Below are 21561 nucleotides of genomic sequence, written 5' to 3'. Positions count from 1 at the left end.
CCTGTTAAGCGGAGGATTGCTCCTCCCGTAAAAACGGAGGATCCGATGACGAAAAAGACGGGAACGGTGCGCATCGGCGTATCCGGCTGGACCTATGCGCCCTGGCGCGGCCAATTCTATCCGGAAGGCCTGCCGCAGAAGCAGGAACTTTCCTATGCCGCCCGGCGCTTCCCGTCGATCGAGATCAACGGCACCTTCTACAGCCTGCAGCGTTCGGACAGCTTCGGCCGCTGGCGCGACGAAACACCCGAGAATTTCGTCTTCGCGGTCAAGGGGCCGCGCTTCATCACCCATATGCTGCGGCTGCGCGAGATCGAGACGGCGCTCGCCAATTTTCTCGCCTCCGGCCTGCTGCGGCTTGGCCCCAAGCTTGGGCCGATCCTCTGGCAATTCCCGCCGAACATGGCCTTCGACCCCGATCTTTTCGAAAATTTCCTGGCGCTGCTGCCGCAGCACCGCGATGCGGCTGAAGCACTCGCCAAGCGGCATGACGGGCACGTCAAAGGCCGCGCCTGGCTTCGAAGCGACGGCGATCAGCCGCTCCGCCACGCGCTGGAAATCCGCCACGACAGCTTCCGCTCTCCTGCCTTCATCGAGATGCTCCGGCGACATAATGTCGCCCTCGTCTGCGCCGACACGGTGGAATGGCCATTGCTGATGGATATCACCGCCGATTTCGTTTATTGCCGCCTACATGGTTCCGAACAACTCTATGTCAGCGGCTATGAGGACGAGGCACTCGACCTATGGGCCGAACGCGTCCGCGCCTGGGCAACCGGCGGAGAACCGAAAAATGCGACGCGGGTGCTGGCGCCGCTCGCAGCGTCCAACAAGGGCCGCGACGTCTATCTCTATTTCGACAATACCGACAAGAAGCTGCGCGCGCCTGTCGACGCCGAGCATCTCAGCCAAAGGCTTGCCGGTCTCGTGCCGCGATCGGCGCCGAAAGCCGCATGAGTTGTTGATGCCGATGTCCTTGTTGCGAAAATCCTTGTCCCGACAGCGACAAGCGGCATACTAAGACAATCGATCAACATGCGGATGGGTGGAGAATGCGCTTAAGGGTCAAGGTCAAGGAACACTTCGGCAAGAAATTCGATGAGGAAATTCGTTTCTTCCGGGGCATGATGCAGGGGCCGAAGACGGTCGGCTCGATCGTGCCGACCTCGTCGATCACCGCCAAGCGCATGGCAAGCGTCATCGACATGCATTCCGGGCTGCCGGTGCTGGAGCTTGGCCCGGGCACGGGCGCCATCACCAAGGCGATCCTCGGCCGCGGCGTGAAGCCGGACAATCTGGTGGCGATCGAATATTCGACGGATTTCCACCAGCATCTGCAGCGCGCCTATCCCGGCGTCCACTTCATCAATGGCGATGCCTTCGATCTGCAGGCGACGCTGGGTGCATTCGGCGACCGGACGTTCGATTGTGTCATCTCCTGCATTCCGCTCCTGAACTTCCCGATGGCGATGCGCGTCTCGCTGCTCGAAAGCCTGCTCGACCGCCTGCCGCCGGGGCGGCCGGTGGTGCAGATCTCCTATGGCGCGATCTCGCCGATCGCCGCCAATCCCGACCGCTACCATATTCAGCATTTCGACTTCGTCATGCGCAACATTCCGCCAGCGCAGCTCTGGATCTACAGGCGCGGCTGATGTTCGGGCTCTATATCACCCATCCGCAGGTGAGGATCGACGCCAATGTGCCGGTGCCGAAATGGGGGCTTTCCGATCTCGGCGCGGCGCGGGCGCGCAAAGCCGCCGAGAGCGGCTGGGTGCGGCAATTGCGGCGCATCATCTCCAGCGACGAGACCAAGGCGATCGAGACGGCCGAAATTCTGGCGGCAGCCTCCGGCGTGACGATCGAGATCGTCCACGGCATGCACGAGAACGACCGTTCGGCCACCGGCTTCCTGCCGCCGCCGCAATTCGAGGAAGCGGCCGACTGGTTCTTCGCCCATCCGGAAGAAAGCTTCAAAGGCTGGGAGCGCGCCGTCGACGCGCAGGCCCGCATCGTTACGGCGGTGAAGACCGTTCTTGCCACACATGATGCGGCAGCCCCGATCGCCTTCGTCGGCCATGGCGGCGTCGGCACGCTGCTCAAATGCCACCTGGCCGGCAGACCGATCGGCCGCGACCGCGACCAGCCGGGCGGCGGCGGCAATCTCTATGCTTTCGGCCTTGCGGATCTGGCCCTGACATGCGACTGGACACCCATCGAAGACTGGCGGGGGTGACTTGAAATGGACGCACGCGAGCGGCTGATCGTCGGCCTGGATGTTCCAACGATCGGCGAAGCGGAAAAACTGGTTTCCATGCTCGGCGACGACATTCTCTTCTATAAGATCGGCTATCAGCTGGTCTTTGCCGGCGGGCTGGAATTTGCCCGCGATCTTGCGGCAAGCGGCAAGAAGATCTTCCTCGACATGAAGCTGCTCGACATCGACAACACCGTTGCCTCAGGCGTCGAGAACATTGCCAAGATGGGCATGTCGATGCTGACGCTGCATGCCTATCCCAAGGCGATGAAGGCCGCGGTCGAGGCGGCCGCCGGCTCCGGCCTCTGCCTGCTCGGCGTCACCGTGCTGACCTCGATGGATGCCGAAGACCTTGCCGACGCCGGCTACAGCCAGGATCCGCACAGCCTGGTGCTGCGCCGCGCCGGGCAGGCGCGCGCCGCCGGCATGGGCGGCATCGTCTGCTCGGCGGCCGAGGCGGCCGAGGTGCGCGAGATCGTCGGACCCGACATGGCGATCGTCACGCCCGGCATTCGCCCGACGGGCAGCGAGCATGGCGACCAGAAGCGGGTGATGACGCCGTTCGATGCGCTGAAGGCGGGGGCGACGCATCTCGTCGTTGCCCGGCCGATCGTCAAGGCGCCCGATCCCCGGCATGCCGCTCGCGCCGTGCTCAACGAAATGGTTGCCGCGCGCTGGCCGGCAAACCGCTGACAGACAGCAACGCAAAAGGGAGAAGACCATGGCTAAGGGATATTGGATCGCCCGCGTCGATGTTCGCGATGCCGAGCGCTACAAGGATTATGTGGCGGCGGCGAAGCCCGCCTTCGAAAAATACGGCGCAAATTTCCTGGCACGCGGCGGCGCCTTGACCGAACTCGAGGGCAAGGCGCGCGCCCGCAACGTGGTGATCGAATTCCCCTCGATGCAGCATGCGGTCGACTGCTACAATTCACCGGAATACCAGATCGCCGCCAAAATCCGCCAGGAAGTGGCGGATGCGGAGATGGTCGTCGTCGAAGGCATCTAGAGCGCCATGCGTCCTTTCGCACGATGCGTCAGGCGAGTTCGCATTCGCAAAAACTGACGGTGCGAGAGGCCTTCCCGTCGCGCCGGGATTGGGCTAAGACGGTGCCGATACAGCATCCTGCCAAGCCTTTCGAGGAACCTGCCATGACCCTTGCCAACCTGCCGCCGCTCGTCACCGTGTTCGGAGGGTCCGGCTTCGTGGGCAGGCACGTCGTTCGGGCGCTCGCCAAACGCGGCTATCGCATCCGCGTCGCCGTGCGCCGTCCCGATCTCGCCGGTTTCCTGCAGCCGCTCGGCAATGTCGGGCAGATCTCCTTCGTCCAGGCAAACCTGCGTTATCGCAATTCGATCGACCGCGCCGTCGACGGTGCCGATCATGTCGTCAACTGCGTCGGCATTCTGCACGAGACCGGCCGCAACACCTTCGACGCCGTGCAGGAATTCGGCGCGCGCGCGGTTGCTGAAGCGGCACGCGGCGTTGGCGCCACGCTCGCCCATATTTCAGCCATCGGCGCCAATGCCCAGTCCGAGTCCGGCTATGGCCGCACCAAGGGCCGCGCCGAAACCGCCATACTCTCCGTCAAGCCCGATGCGGTGATCTTCCGCCCGTCGATCGTCTTCGGCCCGGAGGACAGCTTCTTTAACAAGTTTGCCGACATGGCCCGCATGTCGCCGGTCCTGCCGCTCATCGGCGGCGGCAAAACGAAATTCCAACCCGTCTATGTCGAGGATGTCGCCGAGGCCGTCGCCCGCGCCGTCGACGGCAAGGTCGCCGGTGGCAAGGTCTATGAGCTTGGCGGGCCCGAGGTGCTGAGCTTCCGCGAATGTCTCGAGACGATGCTGAAGGTGACGTGCCGCAAAAACCCGCTGGTCTCCCTGCCCTTCGGTATAGCGTCGATGATCGGCAGCATCGCGTCGCTGATCCCCTTCATAACGCCGCCGGTCACGCCGGATCAGGTGCGCATGCTGAAGCACGACAACATCGTTTCCGCTGCGGCCGAGGCGGAAGGTCGTACGTTGCAGGGCCTCGGCATTGCGCCGACCATGGCCGCATCGGTGCTCGGCTCCTATCTTGTGCATTATCGTCCGCACGGCCAGTATACCGGCACCGGCAAGGCCGCCTGACCAATTTGTTGAACCGTCGGAACGACGCCGTTCGCGCATGCCGCGGACGGCGTTTTCTTTTGCCGGTTCAAGCAAAGCCGGCGCAAGTTTGAAATGTTGTTGTGCCAGTCAGACCAAGTGCCGTTGCATAAAAGACGCATCGGAAATTTTGTGGAATTAACGCCAAATTTAGCAGGAACGTTTATTGCTATTTGCCATTCCACTGACTACCAAGCCCGCGCGTCTTCCAACGGACTCAACGCTTGGGATCGCGTGCGGCAATCACTGTGAAAGGCATTTCTCGATGGGCAAGTCAATCGCGCTCCTGTTTGCGTGTGCGGCGCTGGTTATCCTCGCAGGCTCCTTCGTTGCGTCCGGCTCGGTCGCAGCAGTGAAGGGCGGCTGTTCGCCGGCCTACGGCGTCGATCCTTGCTCGACGGCTTCGATCAGCCATTGACGAAAGGCCGGCCTCCCGCCGGCATCTTTCATAAAGACACGTAGCGGTCGGAGCGCCTGAAGCAGGACGCTCCATAATGAACGCCCGGTCTTGCCCGCTTCAAAACAGCAGCAGGCACCTACCTCTTTTTATTGTTATCTGACGGCGCCCTCAGCTGGCAATCGCATGCCTGCCCGCAAGCTCGACGCGGCAAATTGCATTCGCGCCGGGGCGCGGCGCGAATGCAAATGCGTTGGGATGCCTCAGCCGATCAAGCCGGTTGCGGCCATGCCGAGCAGCAACACGCCGAGAATGATGCGGTAGACGGCAAACAGCGTGAACCGGTTGCTTCTGATATAGGCCAGCAGCCATTTGACGGCGATGAACGCGACGATGGTGGAAACGACGAAGGCGATGCCGAGTGCGGTCCAGTCTTCGTTTGCCGCGCCGCCATCCTTGAAGGTCTTCAGCAATTCATAGCCGCTCGCCGCATACATGGTGGGAATGCCGACGAGAAAGGCGAATTCGGTTGCTGCGGCGCGGTTGCCGGTGCCGGCCAGCATGGCGACGAAGATCGTGGCGCCGGAGCGCGAGGTTCCCGGGAAGACACCGGCGACGATCTGGGCGATGCCGACCAGGATGGCGACGAGCCAGGTGATCTCCTTATGGGGGGCTTTGCGTGCCGCAGCCCATTCGGCAAAGATCATCCAGAAACCGCCGATGATCAGCGCCCAGGCAATCGGCGTCGCGGTCTCCGGCAGTTCGAAGCCGAGCTTTTTGACGATAAGTCCGAGAATCGCAGTGATGAGAAAGGCGACGATCAGCTTGGCGGCATAATCGCGATTCTCAGGCTCCCGCCAGCCAAGCACCAGATCCAGCAGCCGACGCCAGTAGATGATGGTGACGGCGAGGATGGCGCCGGCCTGGATGACGATGTTGAACATGTCCGACCGGTGGCCGAGCCATTGCTCCGCAATGATCAGATGGCCGGTGCTCGAGATCGGCAGAAATTCGGTAATCCCCTCGATGATACCGAGAAGCGCAGCATTGATATAATCCATACATTGTCTCCGTTTAAAGGTCGGTCGGGCCTGACCGCTTGGGTCGATCAGGCCGCCGCTTCCATTCGTTCGTTAGACCGTATCTCGCCATTGTCAGATGGCGTAAAATCCGATTCGCTTGTATTGGCGGGGCCAAGCTCCTATAGCTTCAACCAATGAGTCATGACTAGGGCGCTATAACTGAGCTGCCACACAGTCCTGTAACAGCAATCACGAAGCTCGAGTATCGATGCCCACGCTTTATCATCATCCCATGTCATCCGCATCTCGCTTCGTCCGGCTGATCCTGGCCGAATACGGCTATCAGGCGGATCTGATCGAGGAGCAGACATGGGAGAAACGCAGGGATTTCCTGGCGCTCAACCCGGCCGGCACGCTGCCTGTTTATGTCGACGACAGCATGCGGGCGCTCTGCGGCGCGACCGTCATTTCCGAATACCTGGATGAGACGCATGGCGTGTTGAAGCGCGACCGGCGGCTGCTCGCCGAGGACCCTTTCCAGCGGGCGGAAATCCGCCGGCTGAGCGAGTGGTTCATGCAGAAGATGGAAAACGACGTGACCAAGCCGCTCGCCCGCGAGCGGGTCTACAAGTTGCAGATGACATCAGATCAGGGCGGCGGCGCGCCGGATTCGAAGATTTTACGCACGGCCCGCGCGAATATCCGCCAGCATATGCGCTATCTCACCTGGCTTGCCGGCTCGCGCCAATGGCTGGCGGGCGAGCGGATGAGCTATGCCGACCTTGCCGCCGCGGCCTCGATCTCGATCCTCGATTATCTCGGCGAGATCGACTGGGCGGATGCGCCCGTCGTCAAGGACTGGTACCAGCGGCTGAAATCGCGCCCCTCCTTCCGGCCGATGCTGACCGAGCGGGTGCGCGGCTTGACGCCGGTTTCGCATTATGCCGATCTGGATTTCTGACGAGGGCTCTCCATGCCCGAAGCCGATAGAGATGACAAAGAGCGCCGCCGCCGCGACAATTTGACCATGTTCGTGCGGGCAGAATCAGCCGCCAAGGGCTTCGATCTCTGCCGCATCACGCGGCCCGACGCGATTCCCGAAGCCAAAGAGCGCCTTGGCCAGTTCATCGATGCCGGGCGCCATGGCACGATGGAGTGGATGGCGGAGACGCGAGAGCGGCGCGGCGATCCGCGCACCCTCTGGAGCGAGGTGCGATCCGTGGTCGTCTTCGGCCTCAACTATGCGCCGGAGGAAGATCCGCGCGGCATCCTCGGCAAATCCGATAGAGCGGCGATATCGGTCTATGCCCGCAACCGCGACTATCACGACATCATCAAGGGCCGGCTGAAAGAGATCGCCACGCGATTTGCGGCGCGGGCCGGCGCCGATGTCAAAGTCTTCGTCGATACCGCGCCTGTCATGGAAAAGCCGCTGGCAGCGGCAGCCGGGCTCGGCTGGCAGGGCAAACATACCAACCTCGTCAGCCGCGCGCACGGTTCCTGGCTGTTTCTCGGCAGCATGTTCACCACCGCCGATCTCGCCGTCGACGCTAAAGAGACGGATCATTGCGGCTCCTGCCGCGCCTGCCTCGACGTCTGCCCGACGGCCGCCTTTCCGGCACCCTATCAGATCGATGCGCGGCGCTGCATCTCCTATCTTACCATCGAGCATAAGGGTCCGATCGACCCCGCGCTGCGGGTGCCGATCGGCAATCGCATCTATGGCTGCGACGATTGTCTCGCCGCCTGTCCCTGGAACAAGTTCGCAAGTGCGGCCTCCGAGATGAAGCTGAAGGCGCGGGACGATCTGCAGGAGCCGTCGATCGCCTTTCTGCTGACACTTGACGATGCCGCCTTCCGCGCCTTCTTCAGCGGCTCGCCGGTGAAGCGGATCGGCCGCGATCGCTTCATCCGCAATGTGCTGATCGCCGCCGGCAATTCCGGCGAGAAGGCTCTTATCGCCCAATGTCGGCTGCTCGCCGACGATGCCTCGCCGGTGGTGCGGGGAATGGCGGTGTGGGCGCTGTCGCGACTGATGGAGGCTGGCGACTTTTCAGGCCTTGCGACACAAAGGGCTGATGAGACCGACGACGACGTGCTGAATGAATGGCGGCTGGCAGGAGTGGGCTGATGCATGTGATGATTTTTGGCTGCGGTTATTCCGGCACGGCGATCGCCAAGGCCTTCGCCGGCGGCGGCGTGCGCATTTCCGGCACCACGCGCTCGGCCGACAAGATGGACGTGCTCCGGCAGAACGGCGTCGAAGCCTTCCTTTTCGACGGCGAGACCATGGAGGACGAATTGCGCCGGGCCCTGGCTGATGTCACCCATCTCGTGCAGTCGATCGCACCTGGAAAGGCCGACCCGCTGCTGCGGCTGCTCGGCGAAGACGGCGCAAGCCTGCCACACGGGCTCGAATGGATCGGTTATCTCTCCACCGTCGGCGTCTATGGCGACCACAAGGGCGCTTGGATAAACGAGGAAACGCCCTGCGTGCCGGTTTCCGGGCGCTCGAAGGAGCGGCTCGAAGCGGAAGAGGGCTGGCTGGCAATGGGCCGGGAGCGCGGCGTGCCGGCGGCGGTGCTTCGCCTTTCCGGTATTTACGGGCCGGGACGCAACGCCTTCTGCAATCTGGAAAAAGGCACGGCGCGGCGGCTGATCAAGAAGGACCAGGTGTTCAACCGCATCCGCGTCGAGGATATCGGCGCGGCGACCCGCTTCCTGTCGGACCAGCGCCTCGGCGGCATCTACAATATCACCGACGATCGCCCTGGCCCGCCGCAGGATGTGATCGTCGAGGCGGCGCGACTGATGGGCGTGGAACCGCCGCCGGAGCAGGCGTTTGAGACCGCCGAGCTGACGCCGATGGCGCGCTCCTTCTACGGCGAAAACAAGCGGGTTTCGAATGCGAAACTCAAGGCCGCCGGCTTCGAATTCTCCTTCCCGAACTATCCGATGTCGCTAGCGCAATTGTGGCAGGACGGCTCCTGGCGGGGTTAGAGCCCAAGCGTTTCATATGCCCAGCATCAGCACCCAAAATGAGTAGGAAATACCTACTTTCCCCATTTGGCGGGACGATTTTGGCCGTATATTATGGTTAACGGCCTTTAAATTTGCGCAAATGTGGCGGAAAATATGGCGAAGCCGGAAAAAAATTTTCGCGATTTTTGTGAACGCGGGGATGTTAACCGCTTCACTGAAAAATTCGTTCGGATTTTAACTGATTTCACTGCGTTTTTTCTGGCTCAGCGATCACTGCCCGCTTCCGAAATTCCGTCACCGCGCTCACGAATGTTGCAATCTGTAACATTCCGTGATCATGCGCGGCACTTTTTCGCCACTTTTTCACAGATTTAAGCCCCGCCGCCTGCAAGGGCGTGAGTTCAATAGTTGAGGGATACTCTGTTTTGAAGAAAATACGTCGTTCTATTGTCGCTGCCGTAACTATTGCAGCCTGCTCTTGCCTGCTTCCGGCGGAGAGTTTTGCTGGAAATGGCTGCGGCGGTGCTTCATGGTACGCACTTCACTCCAAAACTGCTTCCGGAGAACGTATGAATCCTGCCGTCTTGACTGCCGCACATCGTTCGCTTGCATTCGGCACCAAGGTCAAGGTCACCAACCGCAACAATGGCCGCACCGTCGTCGTTCGCATCAATGATCGCGGTCCGTTCATCCGTGGCCGGGTGCTCGACCTCTCACGCGCTGCGGCACAAAACATCGGCATGGTGAGCTCCGGCACCGCGAAGGTTTGCTACCAGGTGATCAGCTAAGCTGACAGCCGGGGGTGATCAGCTAAGGCTGACAGTCGAGCCTGACAACCCAGCTGCGCCGTCAGCGGCGCTTGCTCTTGCCGTCAATCGCGGTTACCACGCGGTTGAGACTTGCGAACAATCCAGCGCGGATCAATCGCATACCACGGCAACAGGAGACTAGTGAATGCGTCTGGGCGGCCGCCTCGAAGGGGCGATTTCTGTGCTCGCGGATATCGATGCCCGCAAGCGGCCCGTTGCCGACGCGCTGAAGGACTGGGGCCTTGCGCACCGCTTCGCCGGTTCCGGCGATCGTGCGGCGATCGGCAACATCGTCTATGACGCCCTGCGCATGCGGCTTTCCCATGCCTGGCTGATGGATGACGACAGTGCCGCAGCGATTGCCTATGCCGTCATGTTTCGCCAATGGGGTTTTACACCGGACAGTCTTGCCACCGAACTGGCGGACGACAAGTTCGCGCCGGCGCCGCTGAGCGCCGATGCCGCGGCCGCCTTTGCAAGCCGTTCGCTCGACGACGCGCCGCCGCATATCCGCGGTGATATTCCCGAATGGATCCAACCCTCCTTCGAACAGGCCTTCGGCGCCAACTGGCTTACCGAGGCACAGACGCTCGCGGCGCGACCGACGCTTGATCTGCGCGCCAACATTTTAAAATCCTCCCGCGACAAGGCCGTCAAGGCGCTCGAAAGAGCCGGCGCGCAGGCGGCGAAGATCGCCCGCTACGGCATCCGGATTGCCGCCGGCGAAGGCGCCTCGCGTCTTCCCAACGTGACGGCCGAGCTATCGTTCCAAAAAGGCTGGTTCGAAGTTCAGGATGAAGGATCGCAGATCGTCGCCGATCTGGTGCTCGCCCATGAGGGCGACCAGGTTCTCGATTATTGCGCCGGCGGCGGCGGCAAGACGCTCGCCATGGCGGCCGCCATGCGGAACAAGGGACAGGTTCACGCCTATGACGCCGACCGCAAACGGCTGGCGCCGATCATCGAGCGGCTGAAGCGGGCAGGCACGCGCAATGTCCAGGTGCATGACGACGCCAGGGGGCTTTCCGGCCTTGCCGGGCGTTGCGACAAGGTGCTGGTCGATGCGCCCTGCACCGGCACCGGTACATGGCGCCGCCGTCCCGACACGAAATGGCGGCTGACGGCAAAGAACCTCGACGAGCGTACCGCCCAGCAGCAGGACGCACTGGCGCAGGCAGGCGGCTTCGTCAAACCGGGCGGCGAGCTGATCTACGTCACCTGCTCGGTGCTGCCCCAGGAAAATGAGGAACAGGTGCGCCGCTTCACGGCTGACACTCCCGATTTCCAAATCGTCAGCGCCCTGCCCGCCTGGGATGGCCTCTTCGGCAAAGACGCCCCGCGCCCGCACTCTTCCGACGGGCTGACGCTGACGCTGACGCCGGCTTCCACCGACACGGACGGCTTCTTCTTCTGCCGCATGCAGCGCAAGGGCTGAGCCCGCGGCGAAAGCGCGCGGCGGCTGCCGATTTTCCGGGCGAATCCGCTGCAAAACAAGCGCGTTTGCAGGCCCTCTCCATCCTTAAAACCATTCCAAACTAGAGCATTTGACACAAGTTTGCTTTTGGGCGAAGAGACGGAGCCCGATTTAGACGGAAGATCCGTCACAGGAGAGGATCATGAAGCTCAATACATTCCGCGCAGCGGTGGTGGCGATTGCCCCCGCCGCCCTGCTCGCCCTTCCCGCGCATGCCGAGACCGATGCGGCCGCCGTGGTGAAACACTATGCCGAGGTGGCGCATGCGAAATACGAAGACTCGCTGACCACGGCGAAGGCGCTCGACGCCGCGATCGACGCCTTCCTGAAGGCGCCTGATGACGCGACGCTGAAGTCCGCCCGGGACGCCTGGATCAAGGCGCGCGTTCCCTACCAGCAGACGGAAGTCTATCGCTTCGGCAATCCGATCGTCGACGACTGGGAAGGCAAGGTTAATGCATGGCCTCTCGATGAAGGTCTGATCGACTATGTCGACCCCTCCTACGGCACCGAGAGCGACGAAAATTCGCTTTATGTGGCCAATGTCATCGCCAACAAGACGATCAAGATCGACGGCAAGGACGTGGACGCCTCCAAGCTGACGCCGGAATTCCTCTCCGGCACGCTCGCCGAGGCCGGCGGCATCGAAGCCAACGTCGCCACCGGCTACCACGCTATCGAATTCCTCCTCTGGGGCCAGGATCTGAACGGCACGGGACCCGGCGCCGGCGACCGCCCGGCAACCGATTACGATCTCAAGAACTGCACGCACGGCAATTGCGACCGCCGCGCTGAATATCTGAAATCCGCCTCCACGCTGCTGGTGTCCGACCTGCAGGAAATGACCGATAACTGGAAGGCGGACGGCGCTGCGACGAAGAACGTCGAAGCCGACCCGAAGGCCGGCCTGGTTGCGATCTTGACGGGCATGGGTTCGCTCTCCTATGGCGAGCTTGCCGGCGAGCGCATGAAGCTCGGCCTGCTGCTGCACGATCCTGAAGAAGAGCATGATTGCTTCTCCGATAATACCTACAACTCGCATCTCAACGACGCGATCGGCATCGCCGCCGCCTATACCGGCAACTATACGCGCGTCGACGGCACCAAGCTCACCGGCCCGTCGCTGCACGACCTGGTGGCCGCCAAGGACAAGGCGCTCGATGCGGAGTTGGAAGGCAAACTCAACAAGACGCTCGATGCCATGAACGCCATGGCAAAGCGCGGCGAGACGGTCGAGAAGTACGACCAGATGATCGGCGAGGGCAACAAGGAAGGCAATGCCGTCGTCCAGGCCGCTATCGACGGGCTGATCGACCAGACGAAATCGGTACAGCGCGTTATTGCCGCACTCGATCTCGGCACAGTTCAGCTTGAAGGTTCCGACAGCTTGGATAATCCTAACGCCGTCTTCAAATAAGCAAAAGGCGGGCCGCTTCGGCTTTCGAGGCGGCCCGGACTCTGAAATGCGATTTGTTACTTCCCTCATTCCTGTGCCCTCAGGGCTTTGCCCGAGGGATGTCACAGGAATCCAGCCACGGCGCGTCGGCGCCGTGAATGACTTGGTCAAAGGGAAGTCTTCCGCGCCCAAGGACTCGGGCGCACTGGATTCCTGTGACATCCCTCGGGTCAAGCCCGAGGACAGGAATGAGGGCGTGGAAAGGGAAGCGCGCGTCAGCACCCTCAAGCTTGCCGCTCGGGCTCATCACCTTCTCTCAAAATTCCGTCTCTTCCTTCGCCTCGCCGTTTTCGCGGCCCTTGCCGGAGCGCCCGTGGCTTTTGCCGCCGGTTTCGATCTTCCAACCAAACGCACCGATCTTTCCGCGGCTGATCTGAAACGCATCGCCGACGTCACCCAACCGACCAAGGATTTTTCCAAGGCCGAGCAATATGAGGCGATGCAGGCGGGCGGCGCAACCTCGATCGATCCCGTTACCGAAGACAGTTTCTCGCATATTTCGGCCAATATCCCATTCGAGGAAGAGCAGAATTTCAAGCTCGGCAACGCGCTTTTCCGCAAGCTCTGGGTATCCTCACCGTCTTCGACGCAGGCCTCCGATGGGCTCGGGCCGCTCTTCAACGCCCGCTCCTGCATGAGCTGTCACCTCAATGACGGCCGCGGCAAACCGCCGGAGGGAGGCACAAGCGCCGTCTCGATGTTCCTGCGGCTTTCCCGTGCGGCCGGGACGGCGGAGGAAGAAAAGGCGATAGCGAGTGCCGATACCCTCAATTTCCCCGATCCGGTCTATGGCCATCAGCTGCAGGATCTTGCCGTTCCCGGCCTTGCCGCCGAGGGCCGGATGGCGATCCGCTACGATGAGGAGACGGTGACACTTGGCGACGGCGAGACCGTGTCGTTGCGCCGGCCGCATTATGCGGCAACCAACCTTGCCTACGGACCGCTCGATGCCGCGACGACGATCTCGGCCCGTGTCGCCCCTGCCATGATCGGCCTCGGGCTAATCGAGGCGATCCCCGAGGCCGATATTCTTGCCCATACCGACCCCGACGATGCCGATGGCGACGGCATTTCCGGCAAGGCGGCGATCGTCCGCGACCACCGCAGCGGCAAGATCGCGCTCGGCCGCTTCGGCTGGAAGGCGCAGAACGCCACGGTGCGCGATCAGAATGCCGATGCCTTCGCCAATGATATCGGCATTTCGACACCCGACCATCCGGACGCGCATGGCGATTGCACCAAGGCGGAAGAGAAATGCCTCGATATGCCGACCGGCGTGCAGAAACGGCTGGGAGAAGAAGAAGCGCCGGGTCCCATTCTCGACCTGGTGACCTTCTATTCCGAAAACCTTGCCGTACCCGCGCGCCGCAAGGCGAGCTTCCCCGAGACCCTGCGGGGCAAGCAAATCTTCTACGAAAGCGGCTGCATTTCCTGCCATGTGCCGAAATTCGTCACCCGCCGGGATTCGCCCGACAAGGCACAGTCCTTCCAGCTGATCTGGCCCTATTCCGACTTTCTTCTGCACGATATGGGCGAGGGGCTTGCCGACGGACAGCAGGTCGGCCTTGCAAGCGGACGTGAATGGCGCACGCCGCCGCTATGGGGTATAGGACTGACCCGGACTGTCAGCGGACACAGCTTTTTCCTGCATGACGGCCGTGCGCGGAATCTCACCGAAGCGATCCTCTGGCACGGCGGCGAAGCTGAAAAGGCCCGCAACGCTTTCTCCTCCCTGTCGAAAGACGACAGGGCAGCCCTGATTACATTCCTGGAGTCACTTTGATGCGCCTTTGGCACCCCCTGCTCTGCCTCACTCTGATCGGCCTCGCCACATCGGCGGCCGCCCAGACCGCCGCTCCTCCGGCAGGGCTGAACGAGGATGCCGTTCCCGCCGTGATGCAGCGCGCCGTCGACGAGGTGATCCGGCCCGGCTATCGTAACATGCAGCAATCGGCCGCCCGGCTGACGACGGCGATGAAGGATCTCTGCGACGGCGGCACGCAGCAGACGCTCGACAAGGCGAAATCGGCGTTCGACGATACGATCCGCTACTGGTCGATCATCGAAATCGTCCAGACCGGGCCTGTCATCCAGGACAATCTTTTCGAGCACATCCTGTTCTACCCTGACCGCAAAGGCGTGGGGCTGAAGCAGGTGCAGGCGTTGATCGCCAAGGCCGATCCGAAGGATGCGACGGTCGATGCGATCGCCGGCAAGAGCGTGGCGCTGCAGGGCCTGACGGCGCTGGAATACGTGCTTTACGGCAACGGCGCGGACGATCTGATCGAGCAGAAGGGCGGCTTCCGCTGCCTCTACGGCGCCGCGGTCGCCGGCAATATCCAGCGTGAGGCCGGCGAAGTCGTCGCTGCCTGGGAAAAACCCGACGGCGTGCAGGCGAGCTGGAAACATCCAAGCCCGCAGAGCGACGATTTCATGGACAATAAGGAGGCCGTGACCGCGCTGCTCGGCATTCTCGTCCACGGCGCGGAGAATGTCCGCGACCAGCGGCTCGAACAGTTCTACAAGGGCAAGGATACGCCGCCGCGTCCGCGCATGGCGATTTACTGGCGCTCGAAGAATACCTGGAAATCGATGACCGCCAATCTGGAGGGGCTGCGCACGCTCTGGCAGAAGGCCGGCATGGCCGAGCTTCTGCCGCCGGACAAACAGGCAGTCGCCGCCTCAATCGACGAAGATTTCAAATCGCTGCTCGACAGCGTGCCGAAACTCAACCCCGACATCGACGCCGCCACCAGCGATGCGGAAAAGGCCAAGCTCGACACGCTTTTGGCCGAAAGCCGTGATCTGATCACCCGGATCAGCGACGACTATGGCGCGGCCATCGGACTTTCGGCCGGCTTTTCCTTTTCGGACGGAGATTGAAGCGATGATGCGGAGCGCCGCGATCGACCGACGCAATTTCGTCAAGGCGGCCGGACTCGGTTTCCTCGCCACCTTGGCGCCGAGATCGCTGATGGCCCTGGAGCGGGCGGATGCAGTCTATGCCTCGGGCATTCGGGCGGCCGACGGCTCCTTTGCCGTCGCCACCGTGACCGAGCGCGGCGAGATCATCGATCAGGTCAAGCTTCCTGCCCGCGCTCACGGCATGGCCTTCAGCGCCGCCACCGGCAGGACCGTCGCCTTCGCGCGCCGGCCCGGCACCTATGCGATGATCTTCGATCCCCGGCACAAAAGCGAGCCGATCCTCATCAGCGCCAGGGAAGACAGGCATTTCTACGGCCACGGTGCCTTTTCTGCCGATGGTCGTCTGCTTTACGCTAGCGAGAACGACTTCGACGGCAATCGCGGCATGATCGGCATCTACGACGCCAGCAACCGCTTTGCTCGCATCGGCGAATACGAGACCTATGGCATCGGTCCGCACGACATGACGATTTCCGACGACGGACGCCTTCTCATCGTCGCCAATGGCGGCATCGAGACGCATCCGGATTTCGGCCGCACCAAACTCAATCTCGGGGAGATGCAGCCGTCGCTGGTGCTGATCGACGCGGCAACCGGGGCGCTCATCGAAAAACATGTGCTGCCGGCGCAATGGGCGGAGCTTTCCACCCGCCACGTCGATCTCGATGACAAGGGCCGCATCTGGTTTGCCTGCCAGTATGAAGGCCACCGCAAGGATTTGCCGCCGCTTGTCGGCCATTTCGCCAAGGGCGAAGACCTTTCCTTCATCGACCTGCCGGAGCAGACGACGCGCAGGCTTGCCAATTACGTCGGAGCGATCGCCGTCAATCGCCGCGAGGGCCTGGTCGGCATCACCTCGCCGAAGGGCGGCGCCTCGGTGACCATCGACGCAGGGACGGGCAAGGTGCTGGCCGAGACCACCATTGCGGACGCGGCCGGCATCGCGCCGGCAAAGAGCGGCTTTGCCGTCTCCTCCTACGACGGCGATTTCCTGGCGACCCGTAGCGACGTCGCCTGGGATCAGCACATCGTGCGGCTCTAGCCAGACCGCGAATAGGCTTTCTGCTCGGCGCTGACGCTTGATGCCGCGGCCCTTGCCGCCTCGTGTAGCCATTCGCTTCCCCGCGCCTTGATATCGCCGAGGATCGCGGCGACCGCCGCCGCATCGTTGGAATGGCAATTGGCGATCTCAAAACCCATCAGCTCGAGCATCGTCGGCGAAAGCAGGATTTCGGGGTGCCGGTCGATTTCGATCTTACAGCTGTTCGGCGAGAGCCGGCGAACGAGTATGCGACCGGAAACCTGGTAGTGCGGATCGGCGCACCGCGCCCGCCCATTGGCGATCTCTCCCGCATGGATCGCCACGTCCTCAGGTCTGTGGCGAAGCGACCAGGCGGACGGCAGCAGCGCCTTGGCCTCACGCAGCACCGGCCCGCCCTGCCATTCGGCATAGGCGACGAAACGCGGCCGACCGAGGCTACCAGTGCCGCCGCTGCGTGGCTTCGCCACGAAGGCTCCCGAGCCGGGCGGTAGCGCAGTTGTCAGCGCCTTGACATAGGCTGATTGCGGCGACTCCTTGCCAGGAGGCAGCATTTCGTATTTCTCCCAAAATTCCCGGCGCTCGGAATTCGGCAGCATCAGCGCCTTGCGCAGCCATTTGTGATCGCGCTCGAGGATGACGGGCAGCGGATTTTCAAGGCCTCTGAGATAGCCGCTGAGGATCGTCTCGCTTATCATCCGCACCGAGGGACCGTCGTCGCCACGGGCCAGCACGGCGCTTGCCGCAAGACGGACGAGATCCAGCGCATAGGGCATCACCGCTGCATCGTCGAAATCATTGACGCCCCAGACGAGCCGGCCTTCGGCATCGCGCCAGGTGCCGAAATTCTCCAGATGCGTATCGCCGATCGCCAGCACCTCCGGCGCGCGGCCAAGTTCCGGGCAGATATCGAGGATGATCTCGCACCAGCGCCAATAGGTGGCGCGCAGGAAGACGAAGCCGCCGCTGCGCATCTTCTCGTGCTTCTCAAGAAGATCCTCGTTGACGAAATCGCCGCCGAGCTCATCGGCCAGCCAGGTCTCGAAATGCCGGACCGATTGCGATATCGTCGTCATGCGCCGGCGCTCCGTTCTTTCGAGACATGACGCGGAGAATACGCGCTAGGCGCGAAGCTGCAATCGTCTTCGCACCGGCTTGCATCACCCGCTTGCATGGCGACGGAAAGACGAAAGGTTGCCCCGGCGACACGGCCGCAGCTTTCCATCGGCGCTGAGACCGATTTCAGCAATGTGCAGCTTGTCGAATCCGGCCCGCCATGCCACTTTCCCGGCTGCAAGAGGGGCAGACATGAGCGAGACTGACAGGGGCGATTTCCGCGCGCGAATCCGCCGCAATTTTGCGCGGCAGGCGGCGATGGAGACGATCGGCGCGGAGCTGACGCGCGTCGAGCACGGCGTCGTCGAGATCGAGCTTCCCTTCGACGTCAAACTGACACAGCAGCACGGCATCCTGCACGCTGGCATCATTTCCGCAGCGCTCGATTCAGCCTGCGGCTTTGCCGCCTACAGCGTCATCGACCCCGAAGCCTCGATCCTGACGATCGAATTCAAGGTCAATCTCATGTCGCCGGGGCGTGGCGATCGTTTCCTGTTCCGCGGGGAAATCACCAAACCCGGCTCCACCATCATCGTTGCCGACGGGCGAGGCTACGCGATCAGCGACGGGCCGGCGAAACTCATCGCCTCCATGACCGGAACGATGATGGTGATTCGCGGCAGAGAAGGAATTACGGGATGAAGTTCGAACTGAAGTCGGTCGCGGGAAAATCCATGCTGTTCGTCATGGCGGCGGAGGCCGAATACGGCCCGTTCCTGCGGTCGCGCATCGAACCCTTGATGACCGGCGTCGGTCCGGTCGAGGCGGCGGTCGCGCTAACCAAGACGCTGGCGCGGCTGGATGCCGCCGACGACCTGCCGGATCTTGTCGTTTCACTCGGCTCGGCCGGCTCCGCGAAGCTGGAGCAGACGGAAATCTATCAGGTAACCTCGGTTTCCTACCGCGACATGGACGCTTCGCCGCTCGGCTTCGAAAAGGGCCGCACACCCTTTCTCGACCTGCCGGCGACGCTCGAGCTGCCGCTGCGCATTCCGGGCATTGCCGAAGCCAGCCTTTCCACCGGCGGCAATGTCATCTCGGGGACCGCCTATAGCACCATCGACGCCGACATGGTCGATATGGAGACCTATGCGGTGCTGCGCGCCTGCCAGGGCTACAAGCTGCCGCTGATCGGCCTTCGCGGCATTTCCGACGGCGCGGTCGAGCTGCAGCATATTTCCGGCTGGACCGAATATCTGCACATCGTCGACCGCAAGCTCTCCTACGGCGTCGACAGCCTGTTCACGGCGCTGGAGGACGGGGTTTTCTGGTTCTGACCAGTCGAAAGCGCCGCGCGTCAGCCGCGCGGGGGACAATCGGAACAATAAAAACCCGACGCCGCCGATTTCCCGGATTGCAAGGCGAAGCGCTTTTCATTAAAGCCTCGCCATGACCCAGACAGCACATCCCGACTCCGTTCTCATCGTCGATTTCGGCAGCCAGGTGACCCAGCTCATCGCACGACGCGTGCGCGAGGCCGGCGTCTATTGCGAGATCGTTCCCTTCCAATCGGCCGAAGAGGGCTTCAGGCGCCTTCAGCCGAAGGCCGTGATCCTGTCCGGCAGCCCGGCCTCCACGGTGGACGAGGGATCGCCGCGAGCGCCTCAGATCATCTTCGACAGCGGCCTGCCGGTCTTCGGCATCTGCTACGGCCAGCAGACGATGTGCATGCAGCTCGGCGGCAAGGTCGAAAGCGGCCATCACCGCGAATTCGGCCGCGCCTTCCTCGACGTCGACAAGGACTGCCAGCTGTTCGAGGGCCTCTGGTCCTCCGGCTCGCGCCATCAGGTGTGGATGAGCCATGGCGACCGCGTCACCGCACTGCCCGACGGTTTCGAGGTGGTCGCCACCTCCTCCAACGCCCCCTACGCCTTCATCGCCGACGAGAAGCGCAAATATTACGGCGTGCAGTTCCATCCCGAGGTCGTGCATACGCCCGACGGCGCCAAGCTGATCGGCAACTTCATCCATAACGTCGCCGGCATCAAGGGCGACTGGTCGATGTCGGCCTACCGCCAGAAGGCGGTCGACGAGATCCGCAAGCAGGTGGGCGACAAGCGCGTCATCTGCGCGCTTTCGGGCGGCGTCGACAGTTCGGTCGCCGCACTGCTAATCCACGAGGCGGTCGGCGACCAGCTGACCTGCATCCTCGTCGACCACGGCCTGATGCGCAAGGACGAAGCGGCCAACGTCGTCGCCATGTTCCGCGAGCACTACAATCTGCATCTGCTGCATGTCGACGCTTCCGACCGTTTCATCGGCGAGCTCGAAGGCGTCAGCGACCCGGAAACCAAGCGCAAGATCATCGGCCGGCTGTTCATCGAGACCTTCGAGGAAGAAGCCAAGAAGCTCGGCGGCGCCGATTTCCTCGGCCAGGGCACGCTCTATCCCGACGTGATCGAGAGCGTTTCCTTCACCGGCGGCCCGTCGGTGACGATCAAGTCGCACCACAATGTCGGCGGCCTGCCGGAGCGCATGAAGATGCAGCTCGTCGAGCCGCTGCGCGAACTCTTCAAGGACGAGGTGCGCGCGCTCGGCCGCGAACTCGGCCTGCCCGACAGCTTCATCGGTCGTCACCCCTTCCCCGGCCCCGGCCTTGCCATCCGCTGCCCCGGCGGCATCAGCCGCGAAAAGCTGGAGATCCTGCGCGAAGCCGATGCGATCTATCTCGACGAAATCCGCAAGGCCGGCCTCTACGACGCCATCTGGCAGGCCTTTGCCGTGCTGCTGCCCGTCCAGACCGTCGGCGTCATGGGCGATGGGCGCACCTACGAATTCGTCTGCGCACTGCGCGCCGTCACCTCCGTCGACGGCATGACCGCCGATTTCTACCACTACGACATGGAATTCCTCGGCCGCGCCGCAACGCGCATCATCAACGAGGTTCGCGGCATCAACCGCGTGGTTTATGACGTGACGTCGAAGCCGCCCGGCACGATCGAGTGGGAGTGAGCATAGCCGTCAGCGCCACAGCACCGTGCGTTTGAGAGACGCGCAAGGGACGCTGTGACACTTGGAATTGCCGCATAACTCCTCAAATCGATTCCCATTTGAGGAGTTATGCATCAATCTGTCATTCTACGGATCGGATTGACGATCCGGAGTCCGGCAAAGTCCTTTTCATTATCCGTTACCACCACGCACTCGTTGGCATCGGCGACAGCGGCAATGATCATATCGACCCCACTGCGCGGCTTGCCTGCCGCTTTCCCCTCCGCCATCAGTCGCGCCCAGATCAAGCCCGCTTTGTCGTCGAACGGCAGGATGCGGCCTGCAAACAGCGCCTGCGGCCCTTCGCGCCCCGAAAACCACTTATCGAGAGCGTCGCGTTTCTTGCCGCCTAGCTTCTCCAAAATGCCTCAGCGGATCTCGGCGACGGTCAGCGAGGCGATGAACAAGTCTTCGTCGCGTTGTGTCGACATCCATGCCAGGAGCGATTCCGATGGCTGCGGTTTGACAATATTGCTGAGGATGTTGGTATCCAGAAGAAAGCGCGTCACAGGTCGACCTTGCGCCCCTCTTCACGGGGTCGGGAAAGATCGAGTTCCGCGTCGACCAGCGGTGAACGACGCAATGCGGCGAGAATTCCGCCAGGCTTCGGCGGTTCGCCGGCGATCGACTTGCTGACAGCCGCGCGAAGCTCCGAAGCCTCAGGCGTGTCCTCCGACAGGCGTCGGGCGAGCGATCGGATAAGGTCGCGATCGGCGTCCCGGCCGAGCACTTCGAAGCGCGCCAAACCACGCTCGCCAAGGCGAGATCGATAGTTTTGGATCGCGCGCTTCTGTGAACTTCCCATGATAGCCTCCAGCTTATTTCCAGTAATATAGCCAGACATGGGGCTTTCACCAAGATTGCGCGGTCGGCGCGCATCGACAGCCTCGTCGGCCGTCACCCCCTTCCCAGTCCCGACCCTGCCATCCGCTGCTCGGCGACTCC

At 62.5% G+C, this 21561-nt stretch carries 22 protein-coding genes and 1 pseudogene; 19 read left to right on the top strand and 4 right to left on the bottom strand.

From position 1 onward, the window contains the following. Positions 1–45: 45 nt before the first annotated feature. From AMK05_RS01760 to AMK05_RS35060, 7 genes are all read left to right on the top strand, one after another. Positions 46–957, top strand: a complete 912-nt coding sequence (locus AMK05_RS01760) for a DUF72 domain-containing protein (protein WP_064835991.1) — start codon at positions 46–48, stop codon at positions 955–957. Between the two features lie 95 nt (positions 958–1052). Next, positions 1053–1652: a phospholipid N-methyltransferase PmtA gene (gene pmtA, locus AMK05_RS01755; protein ID WP_064835989.1), complete on the top strand. Its 600-nt coding sequence runs from the start codon at positions 1053–1055 to the stop codon at positions 1650–1652. After that, positions 1652–2233: a histidine phosphatase family protein gene (locus tag AMK05_RS01750; protein ID WP_064835987.1), complete on the top strand. Its 582-nt coding sequence runs from the start codon at positions 1652–1654 to the stop codon at positions 2231–2233. The genes pmtA and AMK05_RS01750 overlap by 1 nt, the downstream gene beginning before the upstream one ends. Positions 2234–2239: 6 nt before the next feature. Next, positions 2240–2947 carry an orotidine-5'-phosphate decarboxylase gene (gene pyrF / locus AMK05_RS01745; protein WP_064835985.1) on the top strand — a complete coding sequence of 236 codons (708 nt, stop codon included), beginning with the start codon at positions 2240–2242 and terminating at the stop codon, positions 2945–2947. Positions 2948–2975: 28 nt separating this feature from the next. Beyond that, complete coding sequence (locus AMK05_RS01740) at positions 2976–3263, top strand: DUF1330 domain-containing protein (RefSeq protein ID WP_057472381.1); 288 nt, start codon at positions 2976–2978, stop codon at positions 3261–3263. A 143-nt stretch (positions 3264–3406) separates the two neighbouring features. Continuing rightward, entirely contained in the window at positions 3407–4387 is a 981-nt protein-coding gene (locus tag AMK05_RS01735) for a complex I NDUFA9 subunit family protein (RefSeq protein WP_064835983.1), read from the top strand. A 283-nt stretch (positions 4388–4670) separates the two neighbouring features. Next, the gene (locus AMK05_RS35060; protein WP_003570911.1) at positions 4671–4823 is read left to right on the top strand and encodes a hypothetical protein; all 153 of its coding nucleotides are present in this window, start codon (positions 4671–4673) and stop codon (positions 4821–4823) included. 242 nt (positions 4824–5065) lie between these two features. Here AMK05_RS35060 and AMK05_RS01730 read toward each other — a convergent pair whose 3' ends face one another. Next, positions 5066–5863, bottom strand: coding sequence for an undecaprenyl-diphosphate phosphatase (locus tag AMK05_RS01730; protein ID WP_064835981.1), 798 nt, complete (start codon positions 5861–5863; stop codon positions 5066–5068). A 229-nt stretch (positions 5864–6092) separates the two neighbouring features. Here AMK05_RS01730 and AMK05_RS01725 point away from each other — a divergent pair, with 229 nt between their 5' ends. The 9 genes from AMK05_RS01725 to AMK05_RS01685 all read left to right on the top strand — a co-directional run bounded on the left by AMK05_RS01725 (position 6093) and on the right by AMK05_RS01685 (position 16512). Beyond that, positions 6093–6785: a glutathione S-transferase family protein gene (locus AMK05_RS01725; RefSeq protein ID WP_003589086.1), complete on the top strand. Its 693-nt coding sequence runs from the start codon at positions 6093–6095 to the stop codon at positions 6783–6785. Positions 6786–6797: 12 nt separating this feature from the next. After that, the gene (queG, locus tag AMK05_RS01720) at positions 6798–7955 is read left to right on the top strand and encodes a tRNA epoxyqueuosine(34) reductase QueG (protein ID WP_064835979.1); all 1158 of its coding nucleotides are present in this window, start codon (positions 6798–6800) and stop codon (positions 7953–7955) included. Continuing rightward, positions 7955–8824: an SDR family oxidoreductase gene (locus AMK05_RS01715; RefSeq protein WP_064835977.1), complete on the top strand. Its 870-nt coding sequence runs from the start codon at positions 7955–7957 to the stop codon at positions 8822–8824. The genes queG and AMK05_RS01715 overlap by 1 nt, the downstream gene beginning before the upstream one ends. Positions 8825–9231: 407 nt before the next feature. Next, positions 9232–9594 (top strand): septal ring lytic transglycosylase RlpA family protein, encoded by a 363-nt coding sequence (locus AMK05_RS01710; RefSeq protein ID WP_064835975.1) that lies wholly within the window; start codon positions 9232–9234, stop codon positions 9592–9594. 166 nt (positions 9595–9760) lie between these two features. Beyond that, entirely contained in the window at positions 9761–11050 is a 1290-nt protein-coding gene (locus AMK05_RS01705; RefSeq protein ID WP_064835973.1) for an RsmB/NOP family class I SAM-dependent RNA methyltransferase, read from the top strand. Positions 11051–11231: 181 nt separating this feature from the next. Beyond that, positions 11232–12506, top strand: coding sequence for an imelysin family protein (locus tag AMK05_RS01700; protein WP_064835972.1), 1275 nt, complete (start codon positions 11232–11234; stop codon positions 12504–12506). 46 nt (positions 12507–12552) lie between these two features. Continuing rightward, positions 12553–14328: a di-heme oxidoreductase family protein gene (locus AMK05_RS01695; protein WP_171899736.1), complete on the top strand. Its 1776-nt coding sequence runs from the start codon at positions 12553–12555 to the stop codon at positions 14326–14328. Then, a complete protein-coding gene (locus AMK05_RS01690) occupies positions 14328–15428 on the top strand; it encodes an imelysin family protein (protein ID WP_064835968.1) in 1101 nt (366 codons plus the stop codon). The genes AMK05_RS01695 and AMK05_RS01690 overlap by 1 nt, the downstream gene beginning before the upstream one ends. 4 nt (positions 15429–15432) lie before the next feature. After that, the gene (locus AMK05_RS01685) at positions 15433–16512 is read left to right on the top strand and encodes a DUF1513 domain-containing protein (protein ID WP_064835966.1); all 1080 of its coding nucleotides are present in this window, start codon (positions 15433–15435) and stop codon (positions 16510–16512) included. Here the strand turns inward: AMK05_RS01685 and AMK05_RS01680 are convergent. Then, positions 16509–17585, bottom strand: coding sequence for a DUF2252 family protein (locus AMK05_RS01680; protein ID WP_064835964.1), 1077 nt, complete (start codon positions 17583–17585; stop codon positions 16509–16511). The genes AMK05_RS01685 and AMK05_RS01680 overlap by 4 nt on opposite strands. Positions 17586–17817: 232 nt before the next feature. Between AMK05_RS01680 and AMK05_RS01675 the strand changes: the two genes are divergently transcribed. The 3 genes from AMK05_RS01675 (at position 17818) to guaA (ending at position 20577) form a co-directional block, all read left to right on the top strand. Continuing rightward, a complete protein-coding gene (locus AMK05_RS01675; RefSeq protein WP_003544704.1) occupies positions 17818–18267 on the top strand; it encodes a PaaI family thioesterase in 450 nt (149 codons plus the stop codon). After that, positions 18264–18902, top strand: a complete 639-nt coding sequence (locus tag AMK05_RS01670) for a 5'-methylthioadenosine/S-adenosylhomocysteine nucleosidase (RefSeq protein WP_064835962.1) — start codon at positions 18264–18266, stop codon at positions 18900–18902. Before AMK05_RS01675 ends, AMK05_RS01670 begins: the two co-directional genes overlap by 4 nt. Before the next feature lie 112 nt (positions 18903–19014). Then, positions 19015–20577, top strand: coding sequence for a glutamine-hydrolyzing GMP synthase (guaA, locus tag AMK05_RS01665; protein WP_064835960.1), 1563 nt, complete (start codon positions 19015–19017; stop codon positions 20575–20577). A gap of 113 nt (positions 20578–20690) precedes the next feature. On the opposite strand, the pseudogene AMK05_RS01660 reads toward guaA, so the two are convergent. Both AMK05_RS01660 and AMK05_RS01655 read right to left on the bottom strand, forming a co-directional pair. Continuing rightward, positions 20691–21125, bottom strand: a pseudogene (locus tag AMK05_RS01660) (type II toxin-antitoxin system VapC family toxin). Continuing rightward, positions 21122–21421 carry a hypothetical protein gene (locus AMK05_RS01655; RefSeq protein WP_049730797.1) on the bottom strand — a complete coding sequence of 100 codons (300 nt, stop codon included), beginning with the start codon at positions 21419–21421 and terminating at the stop codon, positions 21122–21124. The pseudogene AMK05_RS01660 and the gene AMK05_RS01655 overlap by 4 nt, the downstream one beginning before the upstream one ends. Between the last annotated feature and the right edge of the window lie 140 nt (positions 21422–21561).

The organism is Rhizobium sp. N324 (genome assembly GCF_001664485.1).
Taxonomy (GTDB): Bacteria; Pseudomonadota; Alphaproteobacteria; order Rhizobiales; family Rhizobiaceae; genus Rhizobium.
Note: the sequence above shows the minus strand (reverse complement) of the source record. Positions and strands in the feature narration are given on the sequence as shown.